The sequence below is a fragment of the Brevibacterium sediminis genome (assembly GCF_013623905.1).
Lineage (GTDB): Bacteria > Actinomycetota > Actinomycetes > Actinomycetales > Brevibacteriaceae > Brevibacterium > Brevibacterium sediminis.
The window spans coordinates 23455-48530 of record NZ_JABKDD010000016.1 but is presented as its reverse complement, the minus strand read 5'-3'; the positions used below and the strand labels follow the sequence as shown (position 1 = coordinate 48530).

Here is a 25076-nt window from a genome sequence, read left to right as displayed (position 1 = left end):
GACCAGCGATCACGTATGCGCAGAAGGCGAAGGCCCATATGAAAGCAGTCATCCACACGCGGTACGGCGACTCAACGGTTCTCGAATACGTCGACGTCGAGGTACCCGCCCCAGGAGCCGGAGAAGTCCGAGTCAAGATCGTCGTCTCCGGAGTCAATCCGACGGACTGGAAAGGACGAGCAGGCGGGCCCTCCTCGACGTCGACGCCCGGCGAAGCCCGTGTACCCAACCAGGATGGCTCCGGGATCGTCGATTCCATCGGCCCCGGAGTCGAGGGCCTTACCGTGGGCGACCGCGTCTGGGTCCACCTCGCCGCTCACGAGCGCCCCACAGGGACCGCGCAGGAATACACTGTCCTGCCACAAGAAAGGGTCGTCCACCTCCCAGACACCGCAAGCTTCGATGTCGGCGCCGCTCTCGGCGTGCCCGCCATGACGGCCCACAGGGCATTGACCGTTTCCGACTCGGGACCAGCACGGCTCGGGCCGGGAACTCTTCAAGGACGAACCATCCTGGTGACCGGCGGCGCAGGGGCCGTCGGGCATGCTGCCATCCAACTGGCGCGTTGGTCCGGAGCCGAAGTGATCACCACTGTCAGTTCCCGGCGAAAGGCCGCACTCGCCTCAGCCGCGGGAGCAGATCACGTCATCAACTATCGAGAGGGCGCTGCCGCCGCTGAAATCCGGAAGATCGCAGCCAACGGCGTGGACCAGATCGTTGAGGTTGCGCCGAGTGCCAACGCCGCACTCGATTCTCAGGTGCTGGCCAATCATGGAACAGTCGCAGTCTATGCGACCGAAGGCCAGCCGTTGAACCTCGATGTCTGGCCACATCTTGCGACGAACACGCGGTATCAGTTCGTCCTCTTGTACACGGTTGGCAACACAGCACTGAGGGCCGCCGCCGACGATATCGTCAACGCACTCAAGGACCGGGCATTGCCCGTGGGCGAAGAAGCCGGACTGCCTCTGACACGATTCGAGCTGGACCGGACTTCCGACGCTCACGACGCTGTTCAAGCCAATGCCATCGGCAAGGTCCTCATCGACGTCTCGTCTCATCCATTCGGGGCAGATACGACCGCAGGTGCCGAGTGAGATACCTGAGGACCCGGCTCGCTACCCACCGCGCAGTGATCCTGGCTTGGTCGGCGTAGGGCACTTGCCACAGTGAAAGGGATATCGTCATGAGCTGGTTCTACCTTGCTATCGCCGTCGTCTTTGAGATCGCCGTCGGGATTTCTGCCGGCAAAGCAAACGGTTTCACCGACCTCCGGTGGACCATCGTCACCCTCATCAGCGGCGCGATCGGAACCTACTTCCTCAGCCTCGCCCTGCTCACCTTCGATGTCGGCATCGGTTACTCACTCTGGACCTCACTCGCCGAGGTTGGAATCGTCATTATCGGTGCCCTCATTCTCTCTCAGAAGATCACGTGGAAGAAGGCACTCGGGATCACCGTCGTGATCGCCGGGGTCATCGGCCTCAACTTCTCGGGAACCGCTTGACCCCCCCACTCTTCTCAGCTCAGTAAGGAGGCCTCATGAACGCCCCGGCTCCAGCCGCCGACACCGTTGAGCCCGCAAAGAATGGCCGCGCATGGATCGCATTACTGGTCGCCGGCGGATTCGAGATCGGCTATGCTCTCTCGGTCAACGGCAGCGGAGGTTTCACCGACCCGATTTGGTCTTCTCTTGCGGTGGTGTTCTTCCTTCTAACGATGTTCTTCCTCAGTGTCGCGCTCAAGCATGTGGACGTCGGCATCGGGTACGCGGTCTGGACAGGCATCGGGGCCGTCGGAGCAGCCGTCTTCGGTCCTCTGTTCTTCGACGAGCATCTTACGTGGACCACAGCTATCTGGCTGGCAGTGATTATCGCTGGAGTGGTCTGGCTCAAAATCGCAGACAGCACCAAACCTGGAGTCGACGAACAGGCAACCCGCTGAATATGACACTATCGCTGTCTGTTTCGGGGCAGCTGCGTCCTACCGTGGATGTTTGAACTGGGAAGCACGAGCATGGAGCTTGACAAGTTGGTGAGACATGACGTCTCATGCATGGGTCACATCGCAGGTCAGCGCGGTGCTCGACTGACAAGTTCCGCCAGGTCATACAATAAATGTAGCTTCTCGTTCGAGGTGTCACTTTCTTGGCCATCGCGTGTCAAAATTTCTCACGATCCTGTCAATCGAGGGCCATGAGAACAATTCCTGGCACGAGCACGAGAGAGTCTCGATGCGGCTGAACGGGCGGTCTCCGAGGCGGCGGAGGCGGACGGGCAGATTCGAGGCAGTCTCACGATCGGTGTGATTCCGACGGTGACCACCATCGATATACCTACTGTACTGGAGCTTTTCCATCGCGCCCACCCTGCGGTGCGGATCAAGCTCCGAGGCGGCGGTAGCGATGAGTTCATCACCGCGATCAGCGAGGGCCGTATGGACGTCGCAGTGCTCGGGCTGCCCGACAGCGCACCCCCGAAAGGCGTGAACGCGCGCGTTCTTGCCAGGGAGCGGCTCATCGTCGTCGTCGCCGCTGAACACTCACTGGCTCGGCGTCGCAGACTACGGTTGGAAGACTTGACCGATGAAGTGTTCGTGGACTTTCCCGAGGGAACACCCGGCCTAGTTCCCTCCGACCTCGCATTCCAGGCCGCTGGTGTCCATCGCGAGGTCGCCTTCGAAGCGATGAGCGCCGACCTCATCGTCGACCTGGTCAGGCAGGGCCTCGTGATCGCCCTGCTCTCACCAGCTGTCCTCCCCGCCGGCAGCAACGACCTTCGAACGATCCCGGTGACAGCTGGCCCCACCCGTATCGAGTACCTCGCGTGGAGCAGCTTCAACTCCACCCCCGCAGCAAGAGCATTCCTCGAAAGCCTGCCGATGCCTCAAGCGGGCGACGACACGTAGGTGCATTCGCAGGGAGCCGAATGTCAGTCCACCGGACCTCGCTTCAAAAACGCTTGACAAGATCGACTGCTCCTTCGGGATTCTCGGTTTGCTGGACGAATCCTTCGCTCGTGTACAGATGGATGTTCTTCGTGCTCCGCGATCCGGTGCTGAGCTCTATCCGGTCGCAGGAGCTGGCGAGAGCATCCGTCGCGTGCCGGAGGAGCCAGCGCCCGATTCCCCGTCCGTAGAGATCGGGAACGACGGCGAGTCTGCCGATGTACCCTGTTCGCGATGCGCGTCGAGCGCGAACCATTCCGATGAGACGACCGTGGAGCCAGAGTCCGATCGTCTCCCAGTCGGTGAGCCAGGCCTGCACGTCGTCGAGGGTCTCGGTGAACGGAGTGAGGTCTAGTGTTTCGTTGCTCAACGCCTCGTCGACCCAGCAGCATCGCTGCAGAACCAGTACATGAGGTGCGTCGTTGGGAGTCAACGGGCGTGTATAGCTACCGGGCAGCGGCCCAACTCCGTTACCTGGCCGTGCAGCCTCCCGCATGGGCTTGAGTGCGTGAGCTAGTCTGATCAGCTCTTCCAGCAAGCTGTTCGCTGACGCGGTCAGCTGTGCGCCCGAGCGCACCCCGGTCGAATCGATCGTGTCTTTCAGGCGCAGGGCGACGGTCGAGCCGAGTGGGACGAGACGAAGTGTCGTTATCACCTGTTTCGCGTGCTGCACGGATCGGGTGCCTGCCGAGGTGTTGCCGTAGCTCACGAACCCCATGGGCTTCCATGCCCATTCTTGGCTCAGGTAGTCGAGGGCGTTCTTGAGCGTCGCGGGCATGCCGTAGTTGTATTCCGGCGTGACCGCGATGAAGCCATCCGCCTCGTCGACGATCTTGCTCCACGCTTTGGTGTGCGGGTTTCGGTAGGCGCCAACAGCAGGATGTTCCTCCTCGTCGAAGAACGGGAGGTCGAGATCGCGCAACGACACATGCTGAAGCTCGACGCCGAGTGCGTCGGCGTCGGGGGTGAGGGTTCGCAGGAGCCAGTCTGCAACCGCCGGGCCCATAGCTCCTGGCCTGGTGCTGCACGTGAGGATCACGACTCTAGGAGATTTTATTGACATGTAAACGAGCATAGATCGTAGAATGATTACATGTCAACGAAAAGGATGGGGTCCGCGGCGCCGTGGTTGAACGAGGATGAGGAAGTCGCCTGGCGCGCGTTTCGTCGCATGACGATCGCAGTGCAGGCCGGTGTGGTGCACGACCTTGCAGCGTCGGGTCTCTCGGAGCCCGACTACGAGGTGCTCAGCACCCTGGTCGAAGCGCCGGAGATGACGAGCACACTGCATGCCCAAGCGCAGAAGATGGGGTGGTCGCGGAGCAGGCTCTCGCGTCACGCCGGCAGGATGGAAGCGCGAGAGCTGATTCGCCGTGATCCCGACCCGGCAGACGGTCGCGGCTGTCTGCTCGTACTCGCCCCCCTCGGTCTCGACGCCCTTCGTGGAGCGACTGCCGTGCACTTGGAATCCGTGTGCCGCCGCTTCGCCGATCGGCTCGACGCGCGCGACCTCCTCGACATCGTGCGAATCTCTGGAAAACTCTCCCATGCTCCAGAGTCGGCTCTATGACACGTAGGCCGTGAGCAGTCTGTCAAGGGCCCGATGAGACTGTCGACGAGCCAGGTCGATGTCGTTCTGTTGGGCTGTCCACAGGGCTGCTTCGTTCATCGCGCCGGAGAGTTGCGCGGTCGACGCATCGAGGATGTCTTCTGCAACTCCTGCCTCACGTAGTGCCTCTCGCAGATGCGTCGCCGAATTCTCTGCGTCAAGTCGGCGCCATTCCTGCCAGCCGATCACTGCTGGTGAATCGATGAGCAGGATGCGCATGGCGGCTCCGTTCGTGATCGCATCGAGGAATGCGTGCGACCCGGCCTTGAGCTGTTCGTGAGGCTGCGGGTCTGCATTCTCGGCCGCCGCGACGACAGCTCGTGCGACGTCGGCTTGGAGTCGGGCGGCGACTTCGCCGAACAGCGCGACCTTGTTCCGGTAGTGGTGGTAGACCGCCCCCCGTGTGACCCCGGCGTCCCGGGCGACATCATCGACGGAGACTTCGCTGAAGCCTCGCGCTGATAAGAGTTCCTTCGCGGAATCGAGGATGCGTTGGGCTGTCTGGGCGGCGTCGGCTGCGGAGGCGCGGGGCATGGTCCTCTTCCTTTACGTACAGTGTGTATGTATGCTGGCTTCGTTACATGCATATCGTACGTAAAGGAGTGCAATGTCCGTCACCAGCCTCTATCCCGTGCTCATGTCTCGCGATGTCGACGCCGCGGCGTCCTTCTACCGCGACTTCATCGGTTTTGAGACGACCTTTGAATCCGACTGGTATGTCAGCTTGCGCTTAGGCGAGTTCGAGCTGGCGATCTTGGCTCACGATCACTCCACGGTGCCGGCCGGATACCGTGAACTTCCCCGAGGAGTGATCGTCAACCTCGAAGTCAGCGACGTCGATGCCGTCCACAAGCAGCTGGCCGGCAGAACAGAGGTGAACGTGGTGTTACCGCTTCGCGACGAGGACTTCGGTCAGCGGCACTTCATCATTGCTGCCCCCGATGGTGTGCTGCTCGACATCATCCAGCCCGTGGCTCCCAGTGAGGACTACGCGAGCGCGTATGTGCAGCCATAGAGGCTCCCGTTCGGCGAGACCCTGGATCCGTTCACCTCAGGTCTCGCCGAAGGGGAACGAAGATGGCGAGAATCGCCGCGATGACCGCGTATGCCACGAGGATCGCAGCGCCGAGCACAGGTGAGACCATCGTCGCAGGCGTCAGCGCTGTCTGGCTCGCGATCGCGCCGGTGAGGAAGTCGAAACTCGTCAGCGATGCCGTCGCGCCGCCCGGCAGGAACGGGTAGATCGCATTGACGCCGGGAACCATCATCAGGACGTACTCGACGAACAGGAAGTAGCCGAGCACGACGCCGATCGCGACGAAGGGTGAACGCGCCAACGCGCCGATCCCTACTCCAAGCAGCATGTAGGCGGCAGCGGCGAGGCTGAGCTGTATGAGTGCCGGTACCAGATTCACCACATTGACGCCCAGCGGTACACCGCGCATCCATGTTGCGACGATCAGGGCGAGGAAGGCCGACAGGGATGCGACCATTCCGTAGACAATGCCCAGCGCTGTGTACACGGCGAGCTTGGCTGTGAGTACTCGACCCCGACGAGGAACGACGAGGAACGTCGTGCCGATCGTGCGGTGTCGATACTCGTTTGTGATCGCGATGGTCCCGATCAGCGCGGGGACGAACAGAAGCACGGTTCCGATGCCGAGCACGAATCCAACGCCTTCGGGGGTGTCGATGTCCGGCATGGGAGGCTGGGCGTTCTGCGGTCCGGTGAGCGCAAGGAGAAGCGGCAATCCGCCACCACACGCGAGCGCAACCAGTGTCGACCGCAGTGCTACTCCGGTGCCGCTCAGTCGCGCGACTTCGCCATAGACGGCATTCATAGGAGGAGTCCTTTCTGCGTGAGGCGCAGGAAGGCTTCTTCGAGGGGAGCATCTTGCGCTACGAGTCGTTCGAGTGCGCCAGCCCAGACGGTGCGGCCTCGGTCGATGAGGATGACGTCGTCGATCGTGTGCTCAACCTCGTTGAGCACATGGCTGGAGAGCAGTACGGCGCGCCGTCAGCATCGGCGAACTCGCGCAGGAATGTGCGAAGCCAGGCGCTTCCGCTTGGGTCGAGACCGTTCGACGGCTCATCGAGCACGAGGATGTCCGGGTCGCCGAGCATCGCGGTGGCCAGCGCGAGGCGCTGGCGCATCCCGGTGGAGAAGGTGCCGATCCGACGATCGGCGTACGACTGCGCCCCCACGAGGGATAACACGGTGTCGACCCGCGACCGGTCCATTCCTCCGAGTGCCACGTACGTGTGAAGGTGAGCGCGTGCCGTCATGCGTGGATGCGCTGAGGCAATGTCCAGGACCGCGCCCACGGTCTTTGCGGGCGCAGGCAGGTGGGCATACGGAAGGCCAGCAATGTGAGCCTCACCGCTGTCGGAGCGAACTAGGCCGAGTAGTGCGCGCATGAGCGTCGATTTCCCTGCCCCATTGGGCCCGAGGAACCCGACGACGCGCCCGTTCTCGACCTTCAAGGTGACATCTTCGAGCGCAACGACTGCCCCGAACCGTTTTGAGAGCGCCTCTACCTCGATCGCAGCGTTCAAGAGTGCACGTCCGATCGGAGGTCTGCCGCGATCGACTCTGCAGCATCGGTGCTCAGGAGGACCTCGTCGAACCCGACGGCGGCCCGGTCGACGGCGATCCGCAGCAGCGGGTGACCGCGCTTCATCGAGACTAGGCGCCGCACTCCCGAAGGGTGTCTGAACGTGCCCAGCTTGCGGTAGCCAGAGATGACGAGACCGGATTTCATCCCGAGGATCTCGGAAGTCCATCCCGGCTCGCTCGTTACACCACGGATCGCCGCCCTCGGAATTGACAGCTTCGGCAAGCCCGTCATCGTCGCCTCCCAGCCGGGAAACTGCACGTGTACTCCCGTTTGGTCGTACGTGATGTTCGTCATCGTTCTCTCCTGATCGCTAGAATAGAATCGTAACGAGAACATTATCATAATGATAACAGTGAGGAGTCAAGGTGCCGGACAAGACTGCTCTGGCAGAGGTCGTGCTGCACCCCGTGCGATTACGGATCATCCAGCAGCTGGGTGGTCGCAACCGCACGACGGCACAGTTGCGCGAGGCGCTCCCGGATATCCCGCAGGCCACGCTCTATCGACATGTAGCGGCCCTCCTCGATGCCGAGGTTGTCGCCGTGGTCAATGAGCGCAGATCTCGTGGCGCGATCGAGCGAACCTTGGCGCTAGGGGACCGGATGGCAGCGATTGACCACGCCGAGCTTTCTGCGATGAGCAGCGCGCAGCTAAACACAGCCTTCCTGACTTTCTTGGGAGACGTCACGGGTGACTTCGATCGTTTCCTCAGCGCGGGTTCTCCCGAAGCCCGTGAGTTGGTCGGTTTCGCGCGAACGCCCTTGTACGTGAACAGGGAGGATCTCGCCACGATCCAGTCCAGCCTCGCCGAGCTACTGGCCCCTTACCTGACGGAACGGGAGGACGGTCAGCAACGCGTCAACCTCGCCACGATCCTCCTTCCGGACCCGTGAACGCGTAAAGAGAACGACGGCAACGCAAAGGAGACAAGATGCCAACGACGAAGCACATCCTTGTGTACTCGGACTCGCTGACCTGGGGCATAGTCCCGACGACTCGGCAGCGACTTCCCTTCGAAGAGCGCTGGCCCGGAGTCCTGCACGCCGCGCTCAACGCGGGAAGGGACGGTCGCATCCGGCTTACGGAGGATTGTCTCAACGGGCGTCGCACCGCCTTCGACGACCCATACAAACCTGGGCGGAACGCCCTCAGCGGCATCCAACAGGTCATAGAAGCGCAATCCCCGCTCGACCTCGTGATTCTCCTACTCGGCACGAACGACTTCCAATCCATGCACCAGCACAAACCCTGGCACTCCGCGATGGGCATCGCAGCGCTCATCAACGCGATCAGGACAGCGCCGATCGAGCCCGGGATGCCTACCCCGCCGATTCTCGTCATCGCGCCCCCGCAGCTTGACAACCCTCGAGGACCGATCGGCCCGAAGTTCGCGGGCGGGGATATCGCCGCACAGGGTCTCGCGCAGGCAATTCGACAGGTCAGCGAAGACACCGACTGCGTCTTTTTCGACTCGAACACGATCACCACCAGCAGCAAGCACGACGGCGTGCATCTCGACGCCGACCAGCACCACGCCCTGGGTGTCGCACTCGCGCCGGTCGTCGCGGACCTGATGGTAGATCGCGATGCTGGCTGAAGCTCCACAGTCAAACAATGCGGGTCATCCGGCCCCTTCTGAGGCGATCAGAGCGTAGTTCCTTACTTTTACCTACTGGGCGCTGCCTAGTTGGTCACATGCAGGAAGACTGTCGGCTACTTTTGCTGAGATAGGACGGTGCGCTGCCCAGACCCTCTCTATATCAACTTGGCGTAGCGCATCTCGCATCGCTCGTAGCGCGTTGTCCGAGTGTCGCAACGTTTTCTGGGTACCTAGTCGAAAGAGGTGCGAAAAATGGTCGTCGTCATTGTCTAGTCCCAAGTGCCTGCGCAGAGCTGTGGCTCGGGTGCGGTTAACGTTTGATTTGTCGGCCAGGTCATATTTTCCCATGTAGAACTTTATCTCCAAGTCGACTTCACGGATGCCGGCCGCTTCGGCTTCAGGGTCATTGGTCGTGTGTAGCGCAGTGCCCTATAGGTCTTTGTGCTCGTCGAGGAAAGCGACGATCACTTCCGTAGGCGGTCGAACTCCGCCTTGCCGAAGTACGCGGTCGCTGACCGGAGGATCTCGTTCGCCTTCTTCAGCCCCCGATTCTCAGCCTCCAGTTGCCGGATCCGAGCTGTGGAGTCGATCGGCGTCGTGGGCAGATCGTCATCTTAAGCGCGCTTGACCCACGTCTGTAGAGCTTCCTTGTGGACACCGGTCTGTTCAGCGATCCGAGCGATCGCCCCGTTGCGCATCGCAGGGTCTCGGCGAGCTTCCACCGCCAACCGTGTGGTACGCGCGTGGAGCTCGGTAGGATCCTTCGGGTTCGGTAAAAGGGCCGTCCTTCCGGATATCTGTCACACCCTCAATCAAACTAAGGACGGTTCAATCTGTGGCTACTCGTTTCCCTTTGTCAAAGACATTCTTGTCTCCAGTAGCGAGCAGCGCTGCTTCGAGGAGCATTTCGAAACAGTGCTTAAGATGGATCAAGACTGTGGTCACTCTTCCATTGTTTTCCAGTGCGTTGAACGCTGTGACGCCAGTCCGCAGCGAGGAGATGGCTTTCGCCCTCAGTGTGCGAACGTCGTATGACTTTCATGGCATGATTACAGGTTAAATGAGATCGGATGCACTTCCACCGCCTGTGAGCCCTGATGTTGGCAGGCAGAGGTCAGACATTGAGATCGCTGACGAGCGTGGACCTGGTCAATCCAAGCTCCCTTGACAGTAGGCGGATCCTGCTCGTCGTCGAACACTCGTAGGTGATATGACTTTACCCGAGCGACTTGACCGCAAAGCGGGCGCTCACTCCTTTACGCAATGTTGCACCGCGATAGCTCATCTTTAGGCTTTCATCTACTCTGTGGTAGGTACTGGAAGAAAATGACAACTTAGTGAGACGAAAGTGGTCTCCTCAAGTTGTCATGTCCAAGGTCACCTCGGTGAGCTTCTGACAAGAGTAACGAGATCCTACAGCCGCTGCGGTATCGAGCAGGCCGAGAACATCATCGACAACAGCGTCCCGATGCGACAGCACGACACGATCCCAGGGTTCACCGTCACCGAGGCTGTCACCACGAAGGATGCGCTCGCGCAGTTCGCCCCAGCGCCTCCAATGGCGATCGAAGGCGCGGCCTCTGACGACCCTCTTCCGCTGCGCCTGACCGCGAAGCGCGGAATTTCGATCCGTATCGATGAAGACGATCATCGGTCGATATCCGAGAATCCCTGCGAGGCTCACAATGAGTCGGCGACTCCATCGGCGGGTGCCCGGATCATGGATGACCAGCGGTCCGCCGCCCTTGTTGAGCATGAGCGCAAGCGCGCGGAGGTGGGCGATCGTGTGAAGAATCGGTCGAACGAGCGCGTATGGCAACCACGGCATCCACTGACGCAGCTGACGTCGCACGCCCTCCGGGTCCGCCGACCGCACCCGAGGCGATCGGCCCCGTAATACTCTGAGTGCTTCGGTCTTGCCTGCCCCGGGAACCCCGCCGATGACAACGAGAGGAGTGACCGCAGCACTGCCCGATGGGCCGCTTTCGCGCCCTTTGAAATTCCGGTCGAGTTCCTTAACGAACCCGTCGTCGCCTCTCGCAGCGGCTGCTGATCCCATGGTGACCTCTCCGAGTCAGATGATGAGAGTCAGCATAGAGGCGATTTCTTCGCCGTCACTGCGAAATCTCTCGGAGATTCACTCGCCGAGGTGGTCCTCCAGATCATCGAGGATCTGACCGGCCCCGGTCGGGCCGAGTCCGAGGAACCAGACATCGTCATTGACGCGGATGGCTTTGCTGTCCTTGACCGCGTCGAGACCCTTCCATTGGCTCGATTCGAGTGCCTTCTTCTCCCCGGTCGCCTCCGGATCGCCATAGCTGGTGTAGAAGACATAATCGCCGGCCGCCTGGTCGAGGTTCTCCGGAGAGATCTCGACGGCGAGCTCGTCGACGTCCTGGTTCTTCGGGCGCTTGAACCCGGCATCGTGGAGGATGACTCCGATGAGCGACTGGTTCGCATACAGACGGAGGCGATCAGGCATGAAACGCACGAGCGAGATCGTTGGGTCGCCGTCGACGGAGTCCTCGAGCTCTCCAGCCTCGCGAGCGTACTCCTCAAGCTCCTTCGTCGTCTCGTCTTCCATGCCCATCGCCTCACCCACGAGGCGGAAGTTCTCCTTCCACGGGAAACCGGGACGGATCGAGAACACCGTCGGAGCAATGGAGTCGAGTTCGTCATAGAGTTTGTCGGCGCGCAGCTGGCTGCCGAGGATGAGGTCAGGTTCGAGTGAGGCGATCTTCTCGAGATCAAGCTCCTGAATCGTGCCGACCGTCTCGACTCCCTTGACCTGGTCTTCGAGATAGCTCGGCACCGGGCTGGCGCCTTCGGTCGTCACCATGCCGACGGGTGTGATGCCCAGCGACAGGACATCGTCGAGCTCTCCCGTGTCGAGGACGACGACGCGCTCGGGCTTCTTCTCGATCTCCGTCGTGCCATTGGCATGCTTGACCATCCGCGGGAAGACCCCGGCCTCGGCATCGCTGCCGAGCTTCGCAGTCTCCTCATCAGCAGTGCCGAAGGCCTCGCCTCCTGTCGCAACATCTTTGTTTCCGGCGTCCCCGTCGGCGCCCTTGTCACCCTCGGCGGCACAGCCGACAGCGAGCAGAGCAATAGTCAGAGCTGAGGCGGCCGCAGCAACCGCCCGATTCTTCAGAGTCGATTTCACGAAGATGAGCCTACCCTAAGTGGATACTTCGCTCGACACGCCGCACCTTCCGCTGAATCGCACCACGAATGCAGTCTCCCGGGCCTACTTAGGTTAGGCTCATCTTCGCAAGCGAACATTCTCGAAAGGTCCCCTATGTCCCGCGTCAAACCCGGCAGCACACGCGTATTTGCCGCAGTCACCCTCGCCACCGCTCTCAGCCTCAGCGCCTGCGGCGGGTCCGGCTCTTCCGACTCCGGCAATGGCGACGCCGCCGCCGACGGTCAATGGCCCCTGACGATCACGGACGACGCCGGCCACGAAGTGACCATCGACGAAGCTCCCGAATAGGTCGTCTCCACCTCGGTGACTCTCACCGGCAGCCTCCTCGCCGTCGACGCACCGGTCACCGCCTCCGGGGCCACCATGCCCAACTCCCCCGCTGCCGACGACCAGGGCTTCTTCACGCAGTGGAGCGACGTCGCGAAGGAGAAGGACGTCAAAGCCCTCTACCAGGGCGACCCCGATGTCGAGGCCGTGCTCGCCGAGGAACCCGACCTCATCGTGGTCTCGAAGACCGGCCAGGACTCAGCGAACGCCATCTACGATCAGCTCAGCGACATCGCCCCGACCGTCGTCATCGACTACGGCGACAAGGACTGGCAGGAGGTCACCACCAAGCTCGGTGAGATCACCGGCCACGAGGATGAGGCGAAGAAGGTCAACGACGAATTCGGTTCCCGCGCCGAGGAGGTCAAGTCCGCCATCGACGCCCCGAAGCAGCCGGTCACCGGCATGATCTTCAACGAGAAGGCCAAGGGCGGAGGATCCGGCGCCAGTGCGAACATCTGGACACCGGAATCCGCTCAAGGCAAGCTCCTCCAAGAGGTCGGCTTCGAACTCGCCGAGGTCCCCGAAGGCACAGCCGGCCAAGGAGAAATGGGCAAACGCGCCGATATCGTCGAAGTCACCGGTGAGAACCTGTCGAAGGCCGTCACCGGCGAATCCGTGTTCCTGTTCAACGCGAACGAGAAGACCGCCGCGTCATATGCGAAGAACTCGCTGGTCGAGAGCACACCGGCGGTGAAGAACGATGCCGTCTACCCGATGGGCCTCGACTCATTCCGCCTCGACTACTACTCCGCCACGAACGTCCTCGACCGCATCGAGGACGAATTCGGCAAGTGAGCACCTGAACACGAAACGGACGGCCGGCAACGACGATACTTCTCGCTGCCGGCCGTCCGTTCTCTGCCTATGGAGCCGTCTGGGCGACCCCAGCGGGGCCGCCTCGGTGATCTTATTGTCCCCGGCGGGGCCGCCTCGGCGAATCAGCCCTTGGCCGGGCGGGAGCTGATGATCTCCGCGCGCTCGTCGCGGTTGAATTGACGCAGCTGGGTCACATGGGACGGGTTGAGCTCGGAGACATCGGCGACCTGGAGCAGGCGCATGGTGCGCTCGACCTGCTCGCCGAGGATCTCGATCGTCCGGTCCACTCCTGCTCGACCGCCGGCCATGAGGCCGAAGAGGTAGGCGCGGCCGATGAGCGTGAAGTCCGCGCCCAGCGCCAACGACGCGACGATGTCGGCGCCGTTGCGGATTCCGGTGTCGATGATGATCTCCACGTCCTTGCCGATCTCGCGAGCCACCTCGGGGAGGAGTTCGAAGGGCACGGGCGCGCGATCGAGCTGGCGCCCGCCGTGGTTGGACAGGACGATCGAATCGACGCCGAGGTCGGCGAGCTTTTTCGCATCCTCGAGCGTCTGCACGCCCTTGACGGAGAATTTGCCGGGCCACATGGCGCGGATCTCGGCGAGGTCATCGAAGTTGATGGAGGGGTCCATCGCCGAATCGAGGAGCTCGCCGACGGTGCCGCCGGTCTCCGACAGGGACGCGAACTCGAGCTTCGGGGTGGTCAGGAAGTCCCACCACCACCAGGGACGAGGGATGGCGTTGAGGATCGTCTGCGGGGTCAGCTGCGGCGGAATGGAGAAGCCGTTGCGCGTATCGCGCAGTCGGGCACCGGCGACGGGAGCGTCGACGGTGAAGAAGAGAGTGTCGAACCCGGCGTTCTTCGCCCGCTCGACGAGGCCGTAGGAGATGTCGCGCTGCTTCATCACATAGAGCTGGAACCAATTGCGCCCGTGCGGGTTGGTCTTCTTGACGTCCTCGATCGACGTCGTGCCCAGCGTCGAGAGCGTGAACGGGATGCCCGCAGCCCCCGCGGCGCCGGCGCCGGCGGTCTCACCCTCGGTCTGCATGAGTCGGGTAAAGCCGGTCGGCGCGATGCCGAAGGGCATGGCCGAGCTGCCGCCCATGATCTGGGTCGAGGTGTCGACGTTCGTGACGTCCTTGAGGATCGAGGGGTGGAACTCGATATCGCGGAAGGACTGGACCGAGCGCTCCATCGAGATCTCACCCTCGGCGGCCCCATCCGTGTAGTCGAACGCCGCGGCCGGGGTTCGGCGCTTCGCGATCTTGCGCAGGTCCTCGATCGTCAGCGCATTCTCCAAGCGACGCTTCTTCGGGTCGAGTTCGAACTTCTTGAACTTCATCAGCTCGAAGATCTCGGCCGGCTGAGGAATCTGCCTCTTGACCATGTTTTTCGCTCCTTTGATTAGGCGGTGGTTGAGAAGTGGGTGGTGGCTGGTGTGGGTGGTCCGATCGACGTGACGGCACCGCGCGAATTCAGGAGCCGGGGACCATCCAGGACAGCACCGTCGACTGGAGTCCGACGAGCAGACACATGGCGACGAGCATGCCCAGGGACCAGCCGATGACGCGACGGAGGATCGAAGCCTCCTTGCCGAGCAGACCGACGGCGGTGGCCGCGATGGTGAGGTTCTGCGGGCTGACCATCTTGCCGAGGACACCGCCTGAGCTGTTGGCGCCGACGAGCAGCAGCGGGTTGAGCCCGGCCTCGTGTGCGGCGGTCTGCTGCAAGGTCGCGAACAGTGCGTTCGCCGAGGTGTCCGAACCGGTCACAGCAGTGCCCAGCCAGCCGAGGATCGGCGAGAGGAAGGCGAAGAAGGCTCCGGTGCCGGCGATCCAGGTTCCGATGGTGATCGTCTGGCCCGAGAGGTTCATGACATAGGCCAGCGCGAGAACGGAGCCGACGGTGAGGATCGAGAACTTCATCTTCACGACGTTGACGATGAAGACATCGACGGCGTCCTTCGCCGACATCTTGTACACGATCGCGACGACGATGCCGGAGATGAGCAGCAGGGTGCCCGGGGAAGACAGCCATTGGAAGTTGTAGACCGTGCTCGTCGAGACTTCGCCGGCGGCGTTGAGGATGTTCCCATCCAGTCCGGGCCAGGGGATCTTCACATCGGTCGATGCCAGCCAGTTGTTGAGTACCGGCACGAGTTTGGCCACGGAGAAGATGACGATGACGAGCAGATAGGGAAAGAGCGCGAGGACGACTCGGGACCCGGTCAGCGGCGCGGTCTCCTTCTTCACATCGGTGGCAACGGCAGCAGAGGCACCGCCGGCATCGGGAGCATCGGCGCCTTCGTATTCGCGCTCATCGGCCATGCGGTCGAGTGCGTCCTGACCGCCCTTCGGTTTCCAGAAGCGCAGCATGATGACGACGGCTGCGAGGCCGACGAGTGAGGCGATGATGTCGGTGAGTTCGACGGAGAGGAACGTGGCGGAGACGTACTGGGCGAGGCCGAAGGCGATGCCCACAACGAGGGCAAGCGGCCAGATCTGCTTCAGCCCGCGACGCCCGTCGACGAGCAGGACGAGGAAGAGCGGCACGACTGCGGCGAGGAACGGGGTCTGGTGACCGACCATGGCGCCGATGTCCTGGTAGTCGATTCCCGTCAGAGTGCCGGCGGTGATGATCGGGATGGCGATGGCGCCGAAGGCCACGGGCGCGGTGTTGGCAACGAGGACGACGACGGCCGCTCGCATAGCGGTGAAGCCGACGGCGACGAGCATGACACCGGTGATCGCCACCGGGGCACCGAATCCGGCGAGCGCTTCGAGGAGGCCGCCGAAGCAGAAGGCGACGATGATGGCCTGGATGCGCGGGTCATCGGAGATGACGTTGATGACCAGCCGCAAGTCCTCGAAGTGGCCCGAGCGCACGGTGAGTTCGTAGAGCCAGATCGCGGTGATGACGATCCACATGATCGGGAACAGTCCGAAGGCGAACCCCTGTGTCGCCGAGAGCGCGGCGAGTCCGACCGGCATTCCGTAGGCGGCGATCGCGACGATCAGAGCGACGCCGACCGCGGTCAGTCCGGCCCAATGGGCCTTCCATTTGAGTGCGCCGAGGGTGACGAAGATCGTCAGCAGCGGCAGGATCGCCAACAGGGACGACCACAGCAGGCTGTCGGCCACCGGTGCGACTTCAGGTGTGTACATGGCTTCTCCAAATCGGCCGGGCCTGCCCACATCGGGTCCGTTCCCCTGTGAACGCGCTCCGAACTCGAACGATCAAAACTTTCAGTATGGCCTTCATGAGGTCAGACCATTAATCTGAGCATAAGACGAGGGTGTGATCTGCGTCAACTGTTTTCTTCCGGCGGCGGTTCCGGTCGCATCCCCACGAGCAGGACGACGAGCAACGAGAGGCATGACATGATGGCGCGGTGGAGACGACCATGAATGATGACACGAACGAGGTCCGCCCGGATCAGGCAGGCGGCGCCGAGGCGGCCGCCGGTCCCGAATGGAAACCCGTGAACCGTGCGAGCACCTATGAGCTCGTCATCGATGCCGTAGAAGAGCAGATCATGGCCGGTTCGCTGGGGGTCGGAGACCCTCTGCCTGCCGAACGGGACCTGGCGACGAAGCTCGGCGTCAGTCGCGCCAGTGTGCGCGAGGCGCTGCGCGTGCTCGACAGTCTCGGAGTCGTCCGGTCCTCGGGTGGGTCCGGCCGCGGTGCCGGCACGTTCATCGCCGCCATGCCCTCGGCCGCGCTCACCCGGTTCCTCCGCCTTCATGTGGCGCTCACGAACTTCAGCATCGATGACGTGACGGAGACGCGCATCCAGCTCGAACGCTCGAGCGCGATCCTCGCGGCGACCCGTGCCGATAAGGACGCGCTGGCAGAGGTGAATGCGCAGCTGGCGATGATGGACACTCCCGGGATCAGCCTGGAGACCTTCAACGACGCGGACACCGCGTTCCATGTCGCCATCGCGCAGGCGGCGGGCAATCAGCTGTTCTCAGACCTCACCGGGGCCATCCGCACCTCTCTGCGGAAGTCGATCTTCTCCTCGTTCAGCCGCGTCGACGACCAGCAGGCGCTGATGGCGAAGTTGCAAGCCCAACACCACGGAATCATGCACGCCATCACCGCCGGTCGCGCCGAGGAGGCTGCGGCCCTGACCGAAGAGCACATCCGCTTCGCCGCCTCACGCTTACCCGGCCTCTCCGACACCTAACCCACCCCCAATTGCTACCTGACGGCGGCCCAGCAACCTTGCGCAAGGTTGCTGGGCCGCCGTCAGGTAGCAGGGAGTGGTCAGTGGTCGTCGGAACGTTGGGCCACCTCGGCGGTTTCCGCTTCGATCCGCGCTTGGTTCTCCGCCCGTTTCTCGGCGCGCTTCTCCTCCTTATGTGCCGCCCGGACCTCTTTGCGCCGTTCGACGAGGAGGTAGAGGGCGGGGACGAGGATGAGCGTGAGCACCGTCGACGAGGTGAGCCCGCCGATGACGACGATCGCCAGGGGCTGCGAGATGAACACTCCCCCACCGGTCAGCCCCAGCGACATCGGCACGAGGGCGAAGATCGTCGCGGCCGCGGTCATGAGGATCGGGCGCAGGCGCAGTCGGGTGCCGTGGACGATCGCGTCCATGAGGTCGAGTCCGTCCTCCCGCAGCTTGTTGATGAGGTCGATGAGCACGATCGCGTTCGTCACGACGATGCCGATGAGCATGAGCAGACCGATGAGTGAGGGAATGCCCAAGGGTGTGCCGGTCGCCAGCAGGAGCAGCACGGCTCCGGTCGCTGCGAACGGAATCGACACCAGCAGGATGAGCGGCTGGACGAAGCTGCGGAACGTCGCGATCATCACGAGGAACACGAGCACGATCGCCACGGCCATCGCCATACCAAGCTGACCGAAGGATTCCGCCTGCTCCTGGCTGGCACCGCCGACGTCGAAACTGACTCCGTCGGGCAGATCCATGGTCTCGGTCAGATCGGTGGCCGCAGCGGTGACCGTTTCGAGATGACCGCTGGACGGAGTTGCGAACACGGTGACCTTCCGGTCTCCGTCGGCACGGTCGATCGTCGCCGGGGTCTCGGTCTTCTTCACCTCCGCGATCTCGTCGACGGTGATCGGTTCGCCCTTGATGTCGGGGATGGCGGCCTGCTCATCGGCAAGCGCTTCTTCCTCCTCCTGGCTCTGCTCCTGTTCACGCTGGCCGTCGACGAGGTCGTCGATGGCGTCGTTGGCTTCCTTCAGTCCCTTCTCTGCTTGTTCGACGCCTTCGCGGGCCTGTTCCACCTGGTCGGCAGCCATGTCGCCCGGGCTCGGAGCCGGCGGCGGATTCTCGGCATCGCGCAGGGCCTTGCGGGCCTGTTCGAGCTGGTCGGCCGCGTTGTCACGAGCTTCACGGGCAGACTCAAGCTGCTCGGCCGATTCGTCAGCGGCCTTGCGCTTGGCTTCCTCGGCGCGGGCGTCGGTCTTCTCCTCGACCCGATCCGTCGCATCCTCCTGGGCGTTCTGCGTCTGCACCTCGGTGACGGGCAGTTCGAGAGCACGGATCTCGTCCGGGGTCGCATCCGGATGAGTCGAAGCGAGGGTGATGTCGCGTTCCTGGCCGTTGAGGGTGATGGTGCCGGCTTCGACGCCGTGGAGTGCGGCGGCGATGGCCTGACCGACCTCGGCCTGGCTGAATCCGTAGTCGGCGGCTTTCTCCCGATCGACGTCGACCTCGATGACCGGCTGATCGGCGGCGAGGTCGTTGCGGGCGGACTGGACGCCGTCGGTGTCCGCCATCTTCTTCGTCACCTCATCGGCGGCCTTTCGCAGCGCACCCAGGTCGGTGCCCGAGAGGGTGACCTCGACGTCCTCGCTGACGGATCCGCCGGCATCCTGGACGTCGATCTCGCCTGCGTCCTTCCCTAGGTCGTCGAGTTGGGTGCGGATGCGGTTCGTCGCAACCTCGGCCTCGGAGTCTTCTGCCAGGGTGACGTTGAACTGGTTCTCCGCTCCGGATTCCGGGCCGTTGACCGTCGTCGAGTAGGTTTCGACGTCTGGGTCATCGCCGAGCACGGCTTCCACGCGCTTCGCGGCCTTGTCACCGGCTTCGAGCGAAGCGCCGGCGGGAAGGGTCTGCGTGATGTACACGGAGTTCTGCCCGGCCGATCCGAGCAGGTCCGTCTTGAGGAAGGTCGCACCCATCATCGTGACGATGAAGATGACGACGGAGAAGGCGATGGTCCTCCAGGGGTGGTGCAGGGCGGAGATGATCGCCGGCAGGCTGTGCTGCTGGAGACGATCGACTCGGCCGGAAGCCTCACCGTTTACGGGGGCAGGGGCGACGACGGGTTCGACGGTCGCGTCCGGCAGCGGGTCTTTGCCCTTGGCTGCGCGTTTGGCGTTCTTCTTCTCGATCGACTTCTGGCGGCGTTCGGCACGGGCCACCGAGCGGCGGTGCTGCTTGGCGGCCCACAGCTCATAGCTGCGGTCGGTGGCGGCTTGCCGTTTGGGCGAGAGCGGTTTGGGGCTGCGACGCAGGACCCAGTAGCTGAACACGGGGACGATCGTCAGCGCCACGACGAGGGAGGCCAGCAGTGCCAAGGACACGGTGACGGAGAAGGGCCGGAACAGCTGTCCGGCGATGCCGTCGACGAACGCGATGGGCAGGAACACGGCGACGGTGGTCAGGGTCGAGGCAGTGATGGCACCGGCGACCTGTTTGACGCTGGCGACGATGTCTTCGACCGTCAGGTCGCTCGTGCCCTGGCGTCTCCGGATGTTCTCGATGACGACGATGGAGTCGTCGACGACGCGGCCGACGGCGATCGTCAGGGCGCCCAAGGTGAGGATGTTGAGCGTGTAGTCGCCGACCATGAGGCCGATCATCGCGATGAGCAGCGACATCGGGATCGAGATCGCGGCGACGATGGTCGAACGGAACGAGCCGAGGAAGGCGAGGATGACGAAGATCGCGAAGATCAGGCCGAGTCCGCCTTCGACGGAGAGGTCGTGGATAGATTTCTCGATCTCCGGAGCCTGATCGAAGATCGTCGAGAATTCCGTGTCCTCACCGAGCTTCGGACCGACCTTGTCGAGGGTGTCGGCGACCTTGTGGGAGACGTCGACGACATTGGCGTCCTGGTCTTTGGTCACCGACACAGTCACGGAGTCCTTGCCGTCGGCACGGGACAGGGAGGTCTTCTCGACCGAGTCGAGGTCGACGTCGGCGACCTCACCCAGCAGTACGGTGCCGTCCGCGGTGCGCAGAGGCGTCTTCTCGATCTGCTCGACGGCGTCGACCTCGGTGCCGACCTCGACGGCCATCGACGTGTCGCCCTGTGAACTCTGGCCAGCGGGAACGACAGTACCGGCGGCTTCGAGCTCATCGGGCACGGAGGATTCGACGACGTTCTTCTCCGCCACGTCCTCGGGGCGGAACGTGATGGAGACTCGCTGCTCGTCCTGGCCGGTGACCTCGACGTTCGAGACTCCGTCGAGAGCGCGGAGTTCGGGGACGAGGTCGGTCTCGAGACGGTCACCGAGGGTGGCGGAGTCTCCGCCGGAGACGGCGAACATCGTCACCGGGACCTCATCCATCTGATACGACAGCACCTCGGCTTCGGCATCGGCGGGCAGGTCGGACTTCACTCCGTCGACGGCCGAGCGGACGGCGTCGGTCATCTCTTCGGAGTCCTTGCCGAAGGGCCAAGTCACCTCGGCGGTCATCATCCCCGACGAGGTGGAGGTGGTCACCGATTCGAGCTCTCCGACCCCGTCGAGCGCGGTTTCGAGGGGCTTGGTCACAGTCTCCTCGATGACCTCCGGAGAAGCGCCGGGGACGGTGGCCTGCACCGAAGTGCCGGGCAGGTCGACCGAGGGCATCGTCTCCTGGTTGAGTGAGGTGGTCGCGACGATGCCGAAGACGGCGATCACGAGGGTGAGCAATCCGACGATGAGGCGGTTCTTCAGACTCATCCGGGTGATCAGGTGCACAGGGGTCCTCCGGGTTCGGGGGTGTGAGCAGGGCGCTCCAGTCAGTCTTCCAAGCGGATCGCCTCAGCGGATCGCCCAAAAGTAGGCAACGGTGTCCCCCAAAAGGATGAATTCTCACTGCTGTTCCCGGCAGGTCGATCACGGCCGTTCGGTGGGGCACGCTCCGACCCTAGAAGCGGTCACGGGTGCCCGGCACGGGAGTTGTCCCCCAGACCACCCTCAGGAAACACGGAGGAAAACCGGAGGATTACCATTCCCCTATTGCTACCTGACGGCGGCTCAGCAACCTGGCGCGAGGTTGCTGGGCCGCCGTCAGGTAGCAATTAGGTGTGGAGGCGGACGTGGTGGAGGAGGCGTTCGGAACGGTCACTGCCTGATGCCGCGACATCCAGGCCTCCGGCGGCGTCGCTGTTGAGGGCGGCGGTCAGAGTGGCTTCGGCCGCCTCGGTGTCGAAGTCCTCTCCGATGGCGACGAGGACGCTGTCGGCATCCGGCCGATCACCATTCCCCGCGCTTAAGGACGGCGTCTTCGGGACAGGTCGGGGCGCCTCGGCGACGTAGACGTTCGGACCCACAGCCTGCACATCGAAGCTGCGCCTGCGAGATCCCACAGCCGCGAGCACGGTGCCCTTCACGCGGTACACCCCGGGCGGGAGGTCTTCGACGAAATCCATCACCGCATCCGGATCGACAGGACCGCTGCCGGTGACGGTCACCGACTGGGCATGTCGATGCGGCAGGGATTCCGCGTCGGCCTCGTCGTCACCGAGCTCGTCGGCTGCCGCCTCGGCGTAGGCCTGACGCAGCAGTTCCCGGATCGGCAGCTCAGGTTGAATCGGGTTGTCACCGTCGTCGGAGCCGCTTCGGCGAGGATCCTGCTCTCCTTCGCCCGGGTCGAAGATGAGAGTGGGGTCGAGGCGAGCGTGGTGGGTGCCGATGACGATGACGCGCGGATTGCGTTCGTGGACGCGGGCGCGCACGGCCTCGACCGTGTTCTCACGGTCGACGGCGGGCACCTGGTCGAGCTTGTTGACCAGCACCAATGTCGTCGCGGCGAAGCGCAGGGGCGGCAGGCTCGAGGTATCGATGGTGTCGAAGTACATGGTGGCGTCGACGACGTCGATGACCCCGCCGAGGTGGAATCGGTGGTGGCCCATGCGCGTGATCATGCGGGCCAGGGTCAGGGGCTCGGCGAATCCGCTGGCCTCGACGATGATTGCGTCGAGGCGCAGCTTGGGGTTCGTCATCGCCACGAGCGCGTCTTCGAGTTCGGAGTCATCGGTCAGGCAGCACACGCATCCGCCCGAGATCGACAGCGGTTCGTCGACCTGGCCGACGACGAGTCCGGCGTCGATGTTGAGGTCGCCGAAGTCGTTGACGATGACGCCGATGCGGGCGTCAGGGTGGCGCAGGAGGTGGTTGAGCAGGCTCGTCTTTCCGGCACCGAGGTAGCCGGTGAGCAGGATGACCGGGATCGCCGGTCTGCGGGTGGGGCCGCTCATTGCGCCTCCTCGGTGGTCGTGCTCGCTTTTCGTGCTCGGTGGCTCGACAGCGCGGGTTCCGCTGTGCGCGCGGGCCCCGTTCTCGGTACGGGGTCAATCGTAGAGGTGTGGGTGAACCGCCCGTTAATGGTAACGTGTTTCATTATTTCTCTCGCATATGCGCGTTCATGCATATGCCCCTGTGACGTCGACGATGAGTTCGACAGTGACGATAAGGGAGGACTCCCATGGCAGCTCCGCAGAAGAAGACGCGCAGCACCGCACAGAAGGCACTCATCCGCTCTGCCCTTGAGACCGAGACCCGCTTCGTCTCCGCCAAACAGCTCCACCGCCGCCTCGAAGACGAAGGGGCCAGCGTCGGCCTCGCCACCGTCTACCGGCAGCTCAATGCGCTTGCACGCGGCGGCGACGCCGATACGATCACCATCGCCGAGACCCAGCTCTTCCGCGCCTGCGCGCAGACCGAGCACCATCACCATCTCGTCTGCGAGCGCTGCGGCACCGCCGTTGAGATCGACCCGCCGAGTGAGGACTGGATGCGTCAGATTGCGGCATCGAACGGCTTCGAGATCACACACCACGTCTTCGAGATCTTCGGCCTGTGCGCCGAATGTCGGGCGTCCGGCTGAGCGCAACCGGAGCACCGCCCCGGCGTCAGACTAAGACCGCTGGCGTCATCCGCGGTGCGCGGAGTCCCATGCGGGGAACTCGTCGTGATACTCCAGCCAGGCCATCGGACCCGCCAGAAGCTCAGCATCGGTGAGGACGGCGCGGTCGAGCGCTTCACACAGCCCCGCCTCGTCGAGGTCGAAGCCGATGAAGGCGAGATCCTGACCGAGCGCCAACAGCTCTGCACCGGGCAGCGGATCAGCGGTCAGCGGTGAGAACGTCAGCAGCGTGCCTGCCTGATCCCAATGCGCGGTCACATAGGGTCGGGAGGCAAGCTTCGCGAAGCCGGCCGAACGGACGATTCGCCCCCAGCAGCCTTCGCCGAGAGCCGCACTCAGCACCGCCTGCAGTCGCTGCGGGTGGAAGGGTCGCGCTTGTTCGAAACGGCAGGCGCGGACACCTCCCGACCGAGCCGGGGGCCGAAACTCCGAGTTGAGTATCGCCGTCCACCCCGCGGCGGGAGGTCGGTGCCCGAACTGCCAGCACACCGGCTCATGCACCGCGCCGTCGCGCAGGAGAAAGCGCTCGGCCTCAGGTGCCAGGTGCGCGATCAGCCCGATGGCCGCCTCGGCCCCGGCCGAGTCGGCAGCATCGGGCGCCAGCAGAGCAAGTGTCGAGGCGAATTCGATCTGCGCAACCAGGGCTCCGGCGCGCGCTTCCGAATCGAGATCGCTGCGCAGGCAGGCAAGGTCGAGCACGCAGACGAGGTCGGTGAGCACGGCTCGCGTGTCGGGAGCACTCAGAGCTCCGATGATCTCCGCACAATCCGCGTCCTCCCCGTATTCGAGGACGAACCCGTGCACCCCGGATGTCATTCCGAGCAGATCGACGAGGCGGTCGATCGCCTCGATGCCCTGTTCCGTCTGCTCCGCGGGGACGAAGACAAAACCGCGATCCCTGGCCAGACCCATCGCATAGCGCCTGCGCTCAGCCGCGCAGAGTCCGACGACGGCGATCGCTTCGATTCCGTCGACGATGGGACTCCGGCCGCGTTCGTCTGATCCCTGCATTCGCTTCCCTTCGCTGGAGAACATAGTATTATCTCTAATGATACTCATTCTCACTAAGGAGTCGCATCCATGAAGGTTCGTCGTTCGCTGCGTTCACTGAAGTCACTGCCCGGTTCGCAGGTGGTCCGCCGCCGCGGCCGCGTCTACGTCATCAACAAGAAGAATCCTCGATTCAAGGCCCGTCAGGGCTGAGCCGGGTTCGAATCGCTTCGAGCTCGGCTGCAGTGTCGAAGTCGCTCACTACCTCCGGGTCCACAGCGACCGCGACCGGCTCGAGTCCCGCGAAGAGCAGCTTCACCGCCCCATCCGTCGGGTCGCCGATCTCCGTGAGACGGGCACGCAGCAGCCGAGTCGGCCAGGCCGCGCAGAGGAACTGCGTCTTTCCCCGATCGTCGGCGCCCGTGGCCGGACGTCCGGTGGCACGACACGCAGAGATGAGCACACCGAGGTGGCCCGCCGTGATCAGCGGCATGTCCCCGGCCAGGACAAGGGTGACATCGGCCATCTCGGCCGGAAAGTCCGCCTCAGGCGGCATCGCCGCGACTGCGGCCGCGATCCCGGCCAAAGGGCCTGCGAACTCGGGTTCTTCCCGAACGAAGCGGACCCCTTTCTGCTCCGCCGCCGAGAGTCCGTCTGCGGGTCCGGCCACCCACACCTCGGTGTCAGCTGCCGCACCGCGGATGCTCTGCAGGATCCGGGAGATCGTCGACCGTCCGCCAACCTCGACGCCGGGTTTGTGAACGCCGTCGAAGCGTCGCGAACGACCGCCGGTGAGAATGATCGCGTTGACCGTCATGCCTCGATCGTACAGACCGCG

The 25076-nt window shown here is 63.5% G+C and carries 26 protein-coding genes and 2 pseudogenes; 13 read left to right on the top strand and 15 right to left on the bottom strand.

Annotated elements, in window-relative coordinates; genetic code table 11:
- Positions 1–38: 38 nt before the first annotated feature.
- The 4 genes from HK108_RS16025 (at position 39) to HK108_RS16010 (ending at position 2907) form a co-directional block, all read left to right on the top strand.
- Positions 39–1097: an NADPH:quinone reductase gene (locus HK108_RS16025; protein ID WP_181272238.1), complete on the top strand. Its 1059-nt coding sequence runs from the start codon at positions 39–41 to the stop codon at positions 1095–1097.
- 89 nt (positions 1098–1186) lie between these two features.
- Positions 1187–1507, top strand: coding sequence for a DMT family transporter (locus tag HK108_RS16020; RefSeq protein ID WP_181272237.1), 321 nt, complete (start codon positions 1187–1189; stop codon positions 1505–1507).
- A gap of 35 nt (positions 1508–1542) precedes the next feature.
- Positions 1543–1944 carry a DMT family transporter gene (locus tag HK108_RS16015; protein WP_181272236.1) on the top strand — a complete coding sequence of 134 codons (402 nt, stop codon included), beginning with the start codon at positions 1543–1545 and terminating at the stop codon, positions 1942–1944.
- A gap of 264 nt (positions 1945–2208) precedes the next feature.
- Complete coding sequence (locus HK108_RS16010; RefSeq protein WP_181272248.1) at positions 2209–2907, top strand: LysR substrate-binding domain-containing protein; 699 nt, start codon at positions 2209–2211, stop codon at positions 2905–2907.
- 43 nt (positions 2908–2950) lie between these two features.
- Here the strand turns inward: HK108_RS16010 and HK108_RS16005 are convergent, their stop codons facing one another.
- Positions 2951–4009: a bifunctional NAD(P)H-dependent oxidoreductase/GNAT family N-acetyltransferase gene (locus tag HK108_RS16005; protein WP_181272235.1), complete on the bottom strand. Its 1059-nt coding sequence runs from the start codon at positions 4007–4009 to the stop codon at positions 2951–2953.
- Between the two features lie 30 nt (positions 4010–4039).
- Here HK108_RS16005 and HK108_RS16000 point away from each other — a divergent pair, with 30 nt between their 5' ends.
- Positions 4040–4516, top strand: a complete 477-nt coding sequence (locus HK108_RS16000) for a MarR family winged helix-turn-helix transcriptional regulator (protein WP_139467931.1) — start codon at positions 4040–4042, stop codon at positions 4514–4516.
- Here the strand turns inward: HK108_RS16000 and HK108_RS15995 are convergent.
- Positions 4511–5089, bottom strand: a complete 579-nt coding sequence (locus HK108_RS15995) for a TetR/AcrR family transcriptional regulator (RefSeq protein WP_181272234.1) — start codon at positions 5087–5089, stop codon at positions 4511–4513. The two genes, HK108_RS16000 and HK108_RS15995, sit on opposite strands and share 6 nt — an antisense overlap.
- 73 nt (positions 5090–5162) lie before the next feature.
- Here HK108_RS15995 and HK108_RS15990 point away from each other — a divergent pair, with 73 nt between their 5' ends.
- Positions 5163–5570 carry a VOC family protein gene (locus HK108_RS15990; RefSeq protein WP_139467929.1) on the top strand — a complete coding sequence of 136 codons (408 nt, stop codon included), beginning with the start codon at positions 5163–5165 and terminating at the stop codon, positions 5568–5570.
- Between the two features lie 31 nt (positions 5571–5601).
- On the opposite strand, the gene HK108_RS15985 is transcribed toward HK108_RS15990, so the two are convergent.
- The 3 genes from HK108_RS15985 to HK108_RS15975 all read right to left on the bottom strand — a co-directional run bounded on the left by HK108_RS15985 (position 5602) and on the right by HK108_RS15975 (position 7467).
- Positions 5602–6396, bottom strand: a complete 795-nt coding sequence (locus HK108_RS15985; RefSeq protein ID WP_139467928.1) for an ABC-2 transporter permease — start codon at positions 6394–6396, stop codon at positions 5602–5604.
- Positions 6397–6454: 58 nt separating this feature from the next.
- Entirely contained in the window at positions 6455–7039 is a 585-nt protein-coding gene (locus HK108_RS15980) for an ABC transporter ATP-binding protein (RefSeq protein WP_229664157.1), read from the bottom strand.
- A gap of 68 nt (positions 7040–7107) precedes the next feature.
- Positions 7108–7467, bottom strand: coding sequence for a hypothetical protein (locus tag HK108_RS15975; RefSeq protein WP_139467927.1), 360 nt, complete (start codon positions 7465–7467; stop codon positions 7108–7110).
- A 71-nt stretch (positions 7468–7538) separates the two neighbouring features.
- Between HK108_RS15975 and HK108_RS15970 the strand changes: the two genes are divergently transcribed.
- Positions 7539–8066 carry a helix-turn-helix domain-containing protein gene (locus HK108_RS15970; protein WP_139467926.1) on the top strand — a complete coding sequence of 176 codons (528 nt, stop codon included), beginning with the start codon at positions 7539–7541 and terminating at the stop codon, positions 8064–8066.
- Between the two features lie 38 nt (positions 8067–8104).
- Complete coding sequence (locus HK108_RS15965; RefSeq protein ID WP_139467925.1) at positions 8105–8770, top strand: SGNH/GDSL hydrolase family protein; 666 nt, start codon at positions 8105–8107, stop codon at positions 8768–8770.
- A gap of 72 nt (positions 8771–8842) precedes the next feature.
- On the opposite strand, the gene HK108_RS19255 is transcribed toward HK108_RS15965, so the two are convergent.
- The 4 genes and pseudogenes from HK108_RS19255 to HK108_RS15955 form a co-directional block, all read right to left on the bottom strand.
- Entirely contained in the window at positions 8843–9121 is a 279-nt protein-coding gene (locus HK108_RS19255; protein ID WP_506256329.1) for a DUF8610 domain-containing protein, read from the bottom strand.
- Between the two features lie 81 nt (positions 9122–9202).
- A pseudogene (locus HK108_RS18990) lies at positions 9203–9360 on the bottom strand (IS3 family transposase); the annotation flags it as partial.
- Positions 9361–10130: 770 nt separating this feature from the next.
- Complete coding sequence (locus HK108_RS15960) at positions 10131–10832, bottom strand: AAA family ATPase (protein WP_181272233.1); 702 nt, start codon at positions 10830–10832, stop codon at positions 10131–10133.
- Between the two features lie 78 nt (positions 10833–10910).
- Positions 10911–11939: an ABC transporter substrate-binding protein gene (locus tag HK108_RS15955; RefSeq protein ID WP_229664156.1), complete on the bottom strand. Its 1029-nt coding sequence runs from the start codon at positions 11937–11939 to the stop codon at positions 10911–10913.
- Between the two features lie 135 nt (positions 11940–12074).
- Between HK108_RS15955 and HK108_RS15950 the strand changes: the two genes are divergently transcribed.
- Together HK108_RS15950 and fepB are read left to right on the top strand one after the other, a co-directional pair.
- Positions 12075–12269: a hypothetical protein gene (locus HK108_RS15950; RefSeq protein ID WP_181272232.1), complete on the top strand. Its 195-nt coding sequence runs from the start codon at positions 12075–12077 to the stop codon at positions 12267–12269.
- Between the two features lie 12 nt (positions 12270–12281).
- Positions 12282–13106 (top strand): annotated as a pseudogene (gene fepB / locus HK108_RS15945) (Fe2+-enterobactin ABC transporter substrate-binding protein); the annotation flags it as partial.
- A gap of 143 nt (positions 13107–13249) precedes the next feature.
- Here fepB and HK108_RS15940 read toward each other — a convergent pair.
- The gene (locus HK108_RS15940; protein ID WP_062241048.1) at positions 13250–14518 is read right to left on the bottom strand and encodes an alpha-hydroxy acid oxidase; all 1269 of its coding nucleotides are present in this window, start codon (positions 14516–14518) and stop codon (positions 13250–13252) included.
- Between the two features lie 88 nt (positions 14519–14606).
- Positions 14607–16295 carry an L-lactate permease gene (locus tag HK108_RS15935; protein ID WP_181272230.1) on the bottom strand — a complete coding sequence of 563 codons (1689 nt, stop codon included), beginning with the start codon at positions 16293–16295 and terminating at the stop codon, positions 14607–14609.
- A 239-nt stretch (positions 16296–16534) separates the two neighbouring features.
- On the opposite strand from HK108_RS15935, the gene HK108_RS15930 reads away from it, so the two are divergent.
- The gene (locus tag HK108_RS15930) at positions 16535–17320 is read left to right on the top strand and encodes a FadR/GntR family transcriptional regulator (RefSeq protein ID WP_181272229.1); all 786 of its coding nucleotides are present in this window, start codon (positions 16535–16537) and stop codon (positions 17318–17320) included.
- An 80-nt stretch (positions 17321–17400) separates the two neighbouring features.
- Here HK108_RS15930 and HK108_RS15925 read toward each other — a convergent pair whose 3' ends face one another.
- Both HK108_RS15925 and HK108_RS15920 read right to left on the bottom strand, forming a co-directional pair.
- Complete coding sequence (locus HK108_RS15925; protein WP_181272246.1) at positions 17401–21060, bottom strand: efflux RND transporter permease subunit; 3660 nt, start codon at positions 21058–21060, stop codon at positions 17401–17403.
- Between the two features lie 341 nt (positions 21061–21401).
- Complete coding sequence (locus HK108_RS15920; protein WP_181272228.1) at positions 21402–22580, bottom strand: CobW family GTP-binding protein; 1179 nt, start codon at positions 22578–22580, stop codon at positions 21402–21404.
- 227 nt (positions 22581–22807) lie between these two features.
- On the opposite strand from HK108_RS15920, the gene HK108_RS15915 reads away from it, so the two are divergent.
- On the top strand, positions 22808–23209 hold the full coding sequence (locus HK108_RS15915) for a Fur family transcriptional regulator (protein ID WP_139467918.1): 402 nt from the start codon (positions 22808–22810) through the stop codon (positions 23207–23209).
- Between the two features lie 45 nt (positions 23210–23254).
- On the opposite strand, the gene HK108_RS15910 is transcribed toward HK108_RS15915, so the two are convergent.
- Positions 23255–24259 carry a GTP-binding protein gene (locus HK108_RS15910; protein ID WP_181272227.1) on the bottom strand — a complete coding sequence of 335 codons (1005 nt, stop codon included), beginning with the start codon at positions 24257–24259 and terminating at the stop codon, positions 23255–23257.
- 69 nt (positions 24260–24328) lie between these two features.
- Between HK108_RS15910 and ykgO the strand changes: the two genes are divergently transcribed.
- Positions 24329–24451, top strand: a complete 123-nt coding sequence (gene ykgO, locus HK108_RS15905) for a type B 50S ribosomal protein L36 (protein ID WP_139467916.1) — start codon at positions 24329–24331, stop codon at positions 24449–24451.
- On the opposite strand, the gene mobA is transcribed toward ykgO, so the two are convergent.
- The gene (gene mobA / locus HK108_RS15900; protein WP_181272226.1) at positions 24432–25055 is read right to left on the bottom strand and encodes a molybdenum cofactor guanylyltransferase; all 624 of its coding nucleotides are present in this window, start codon (positions 25053–25055) and stop codon (positions 24432–24434) included. The two genes, ykgO and mobA, sit on opposite strands and share 20 nt — an antisense overlap.
- Positions 25056–25076: the final 21 nt, after the last annotated feature.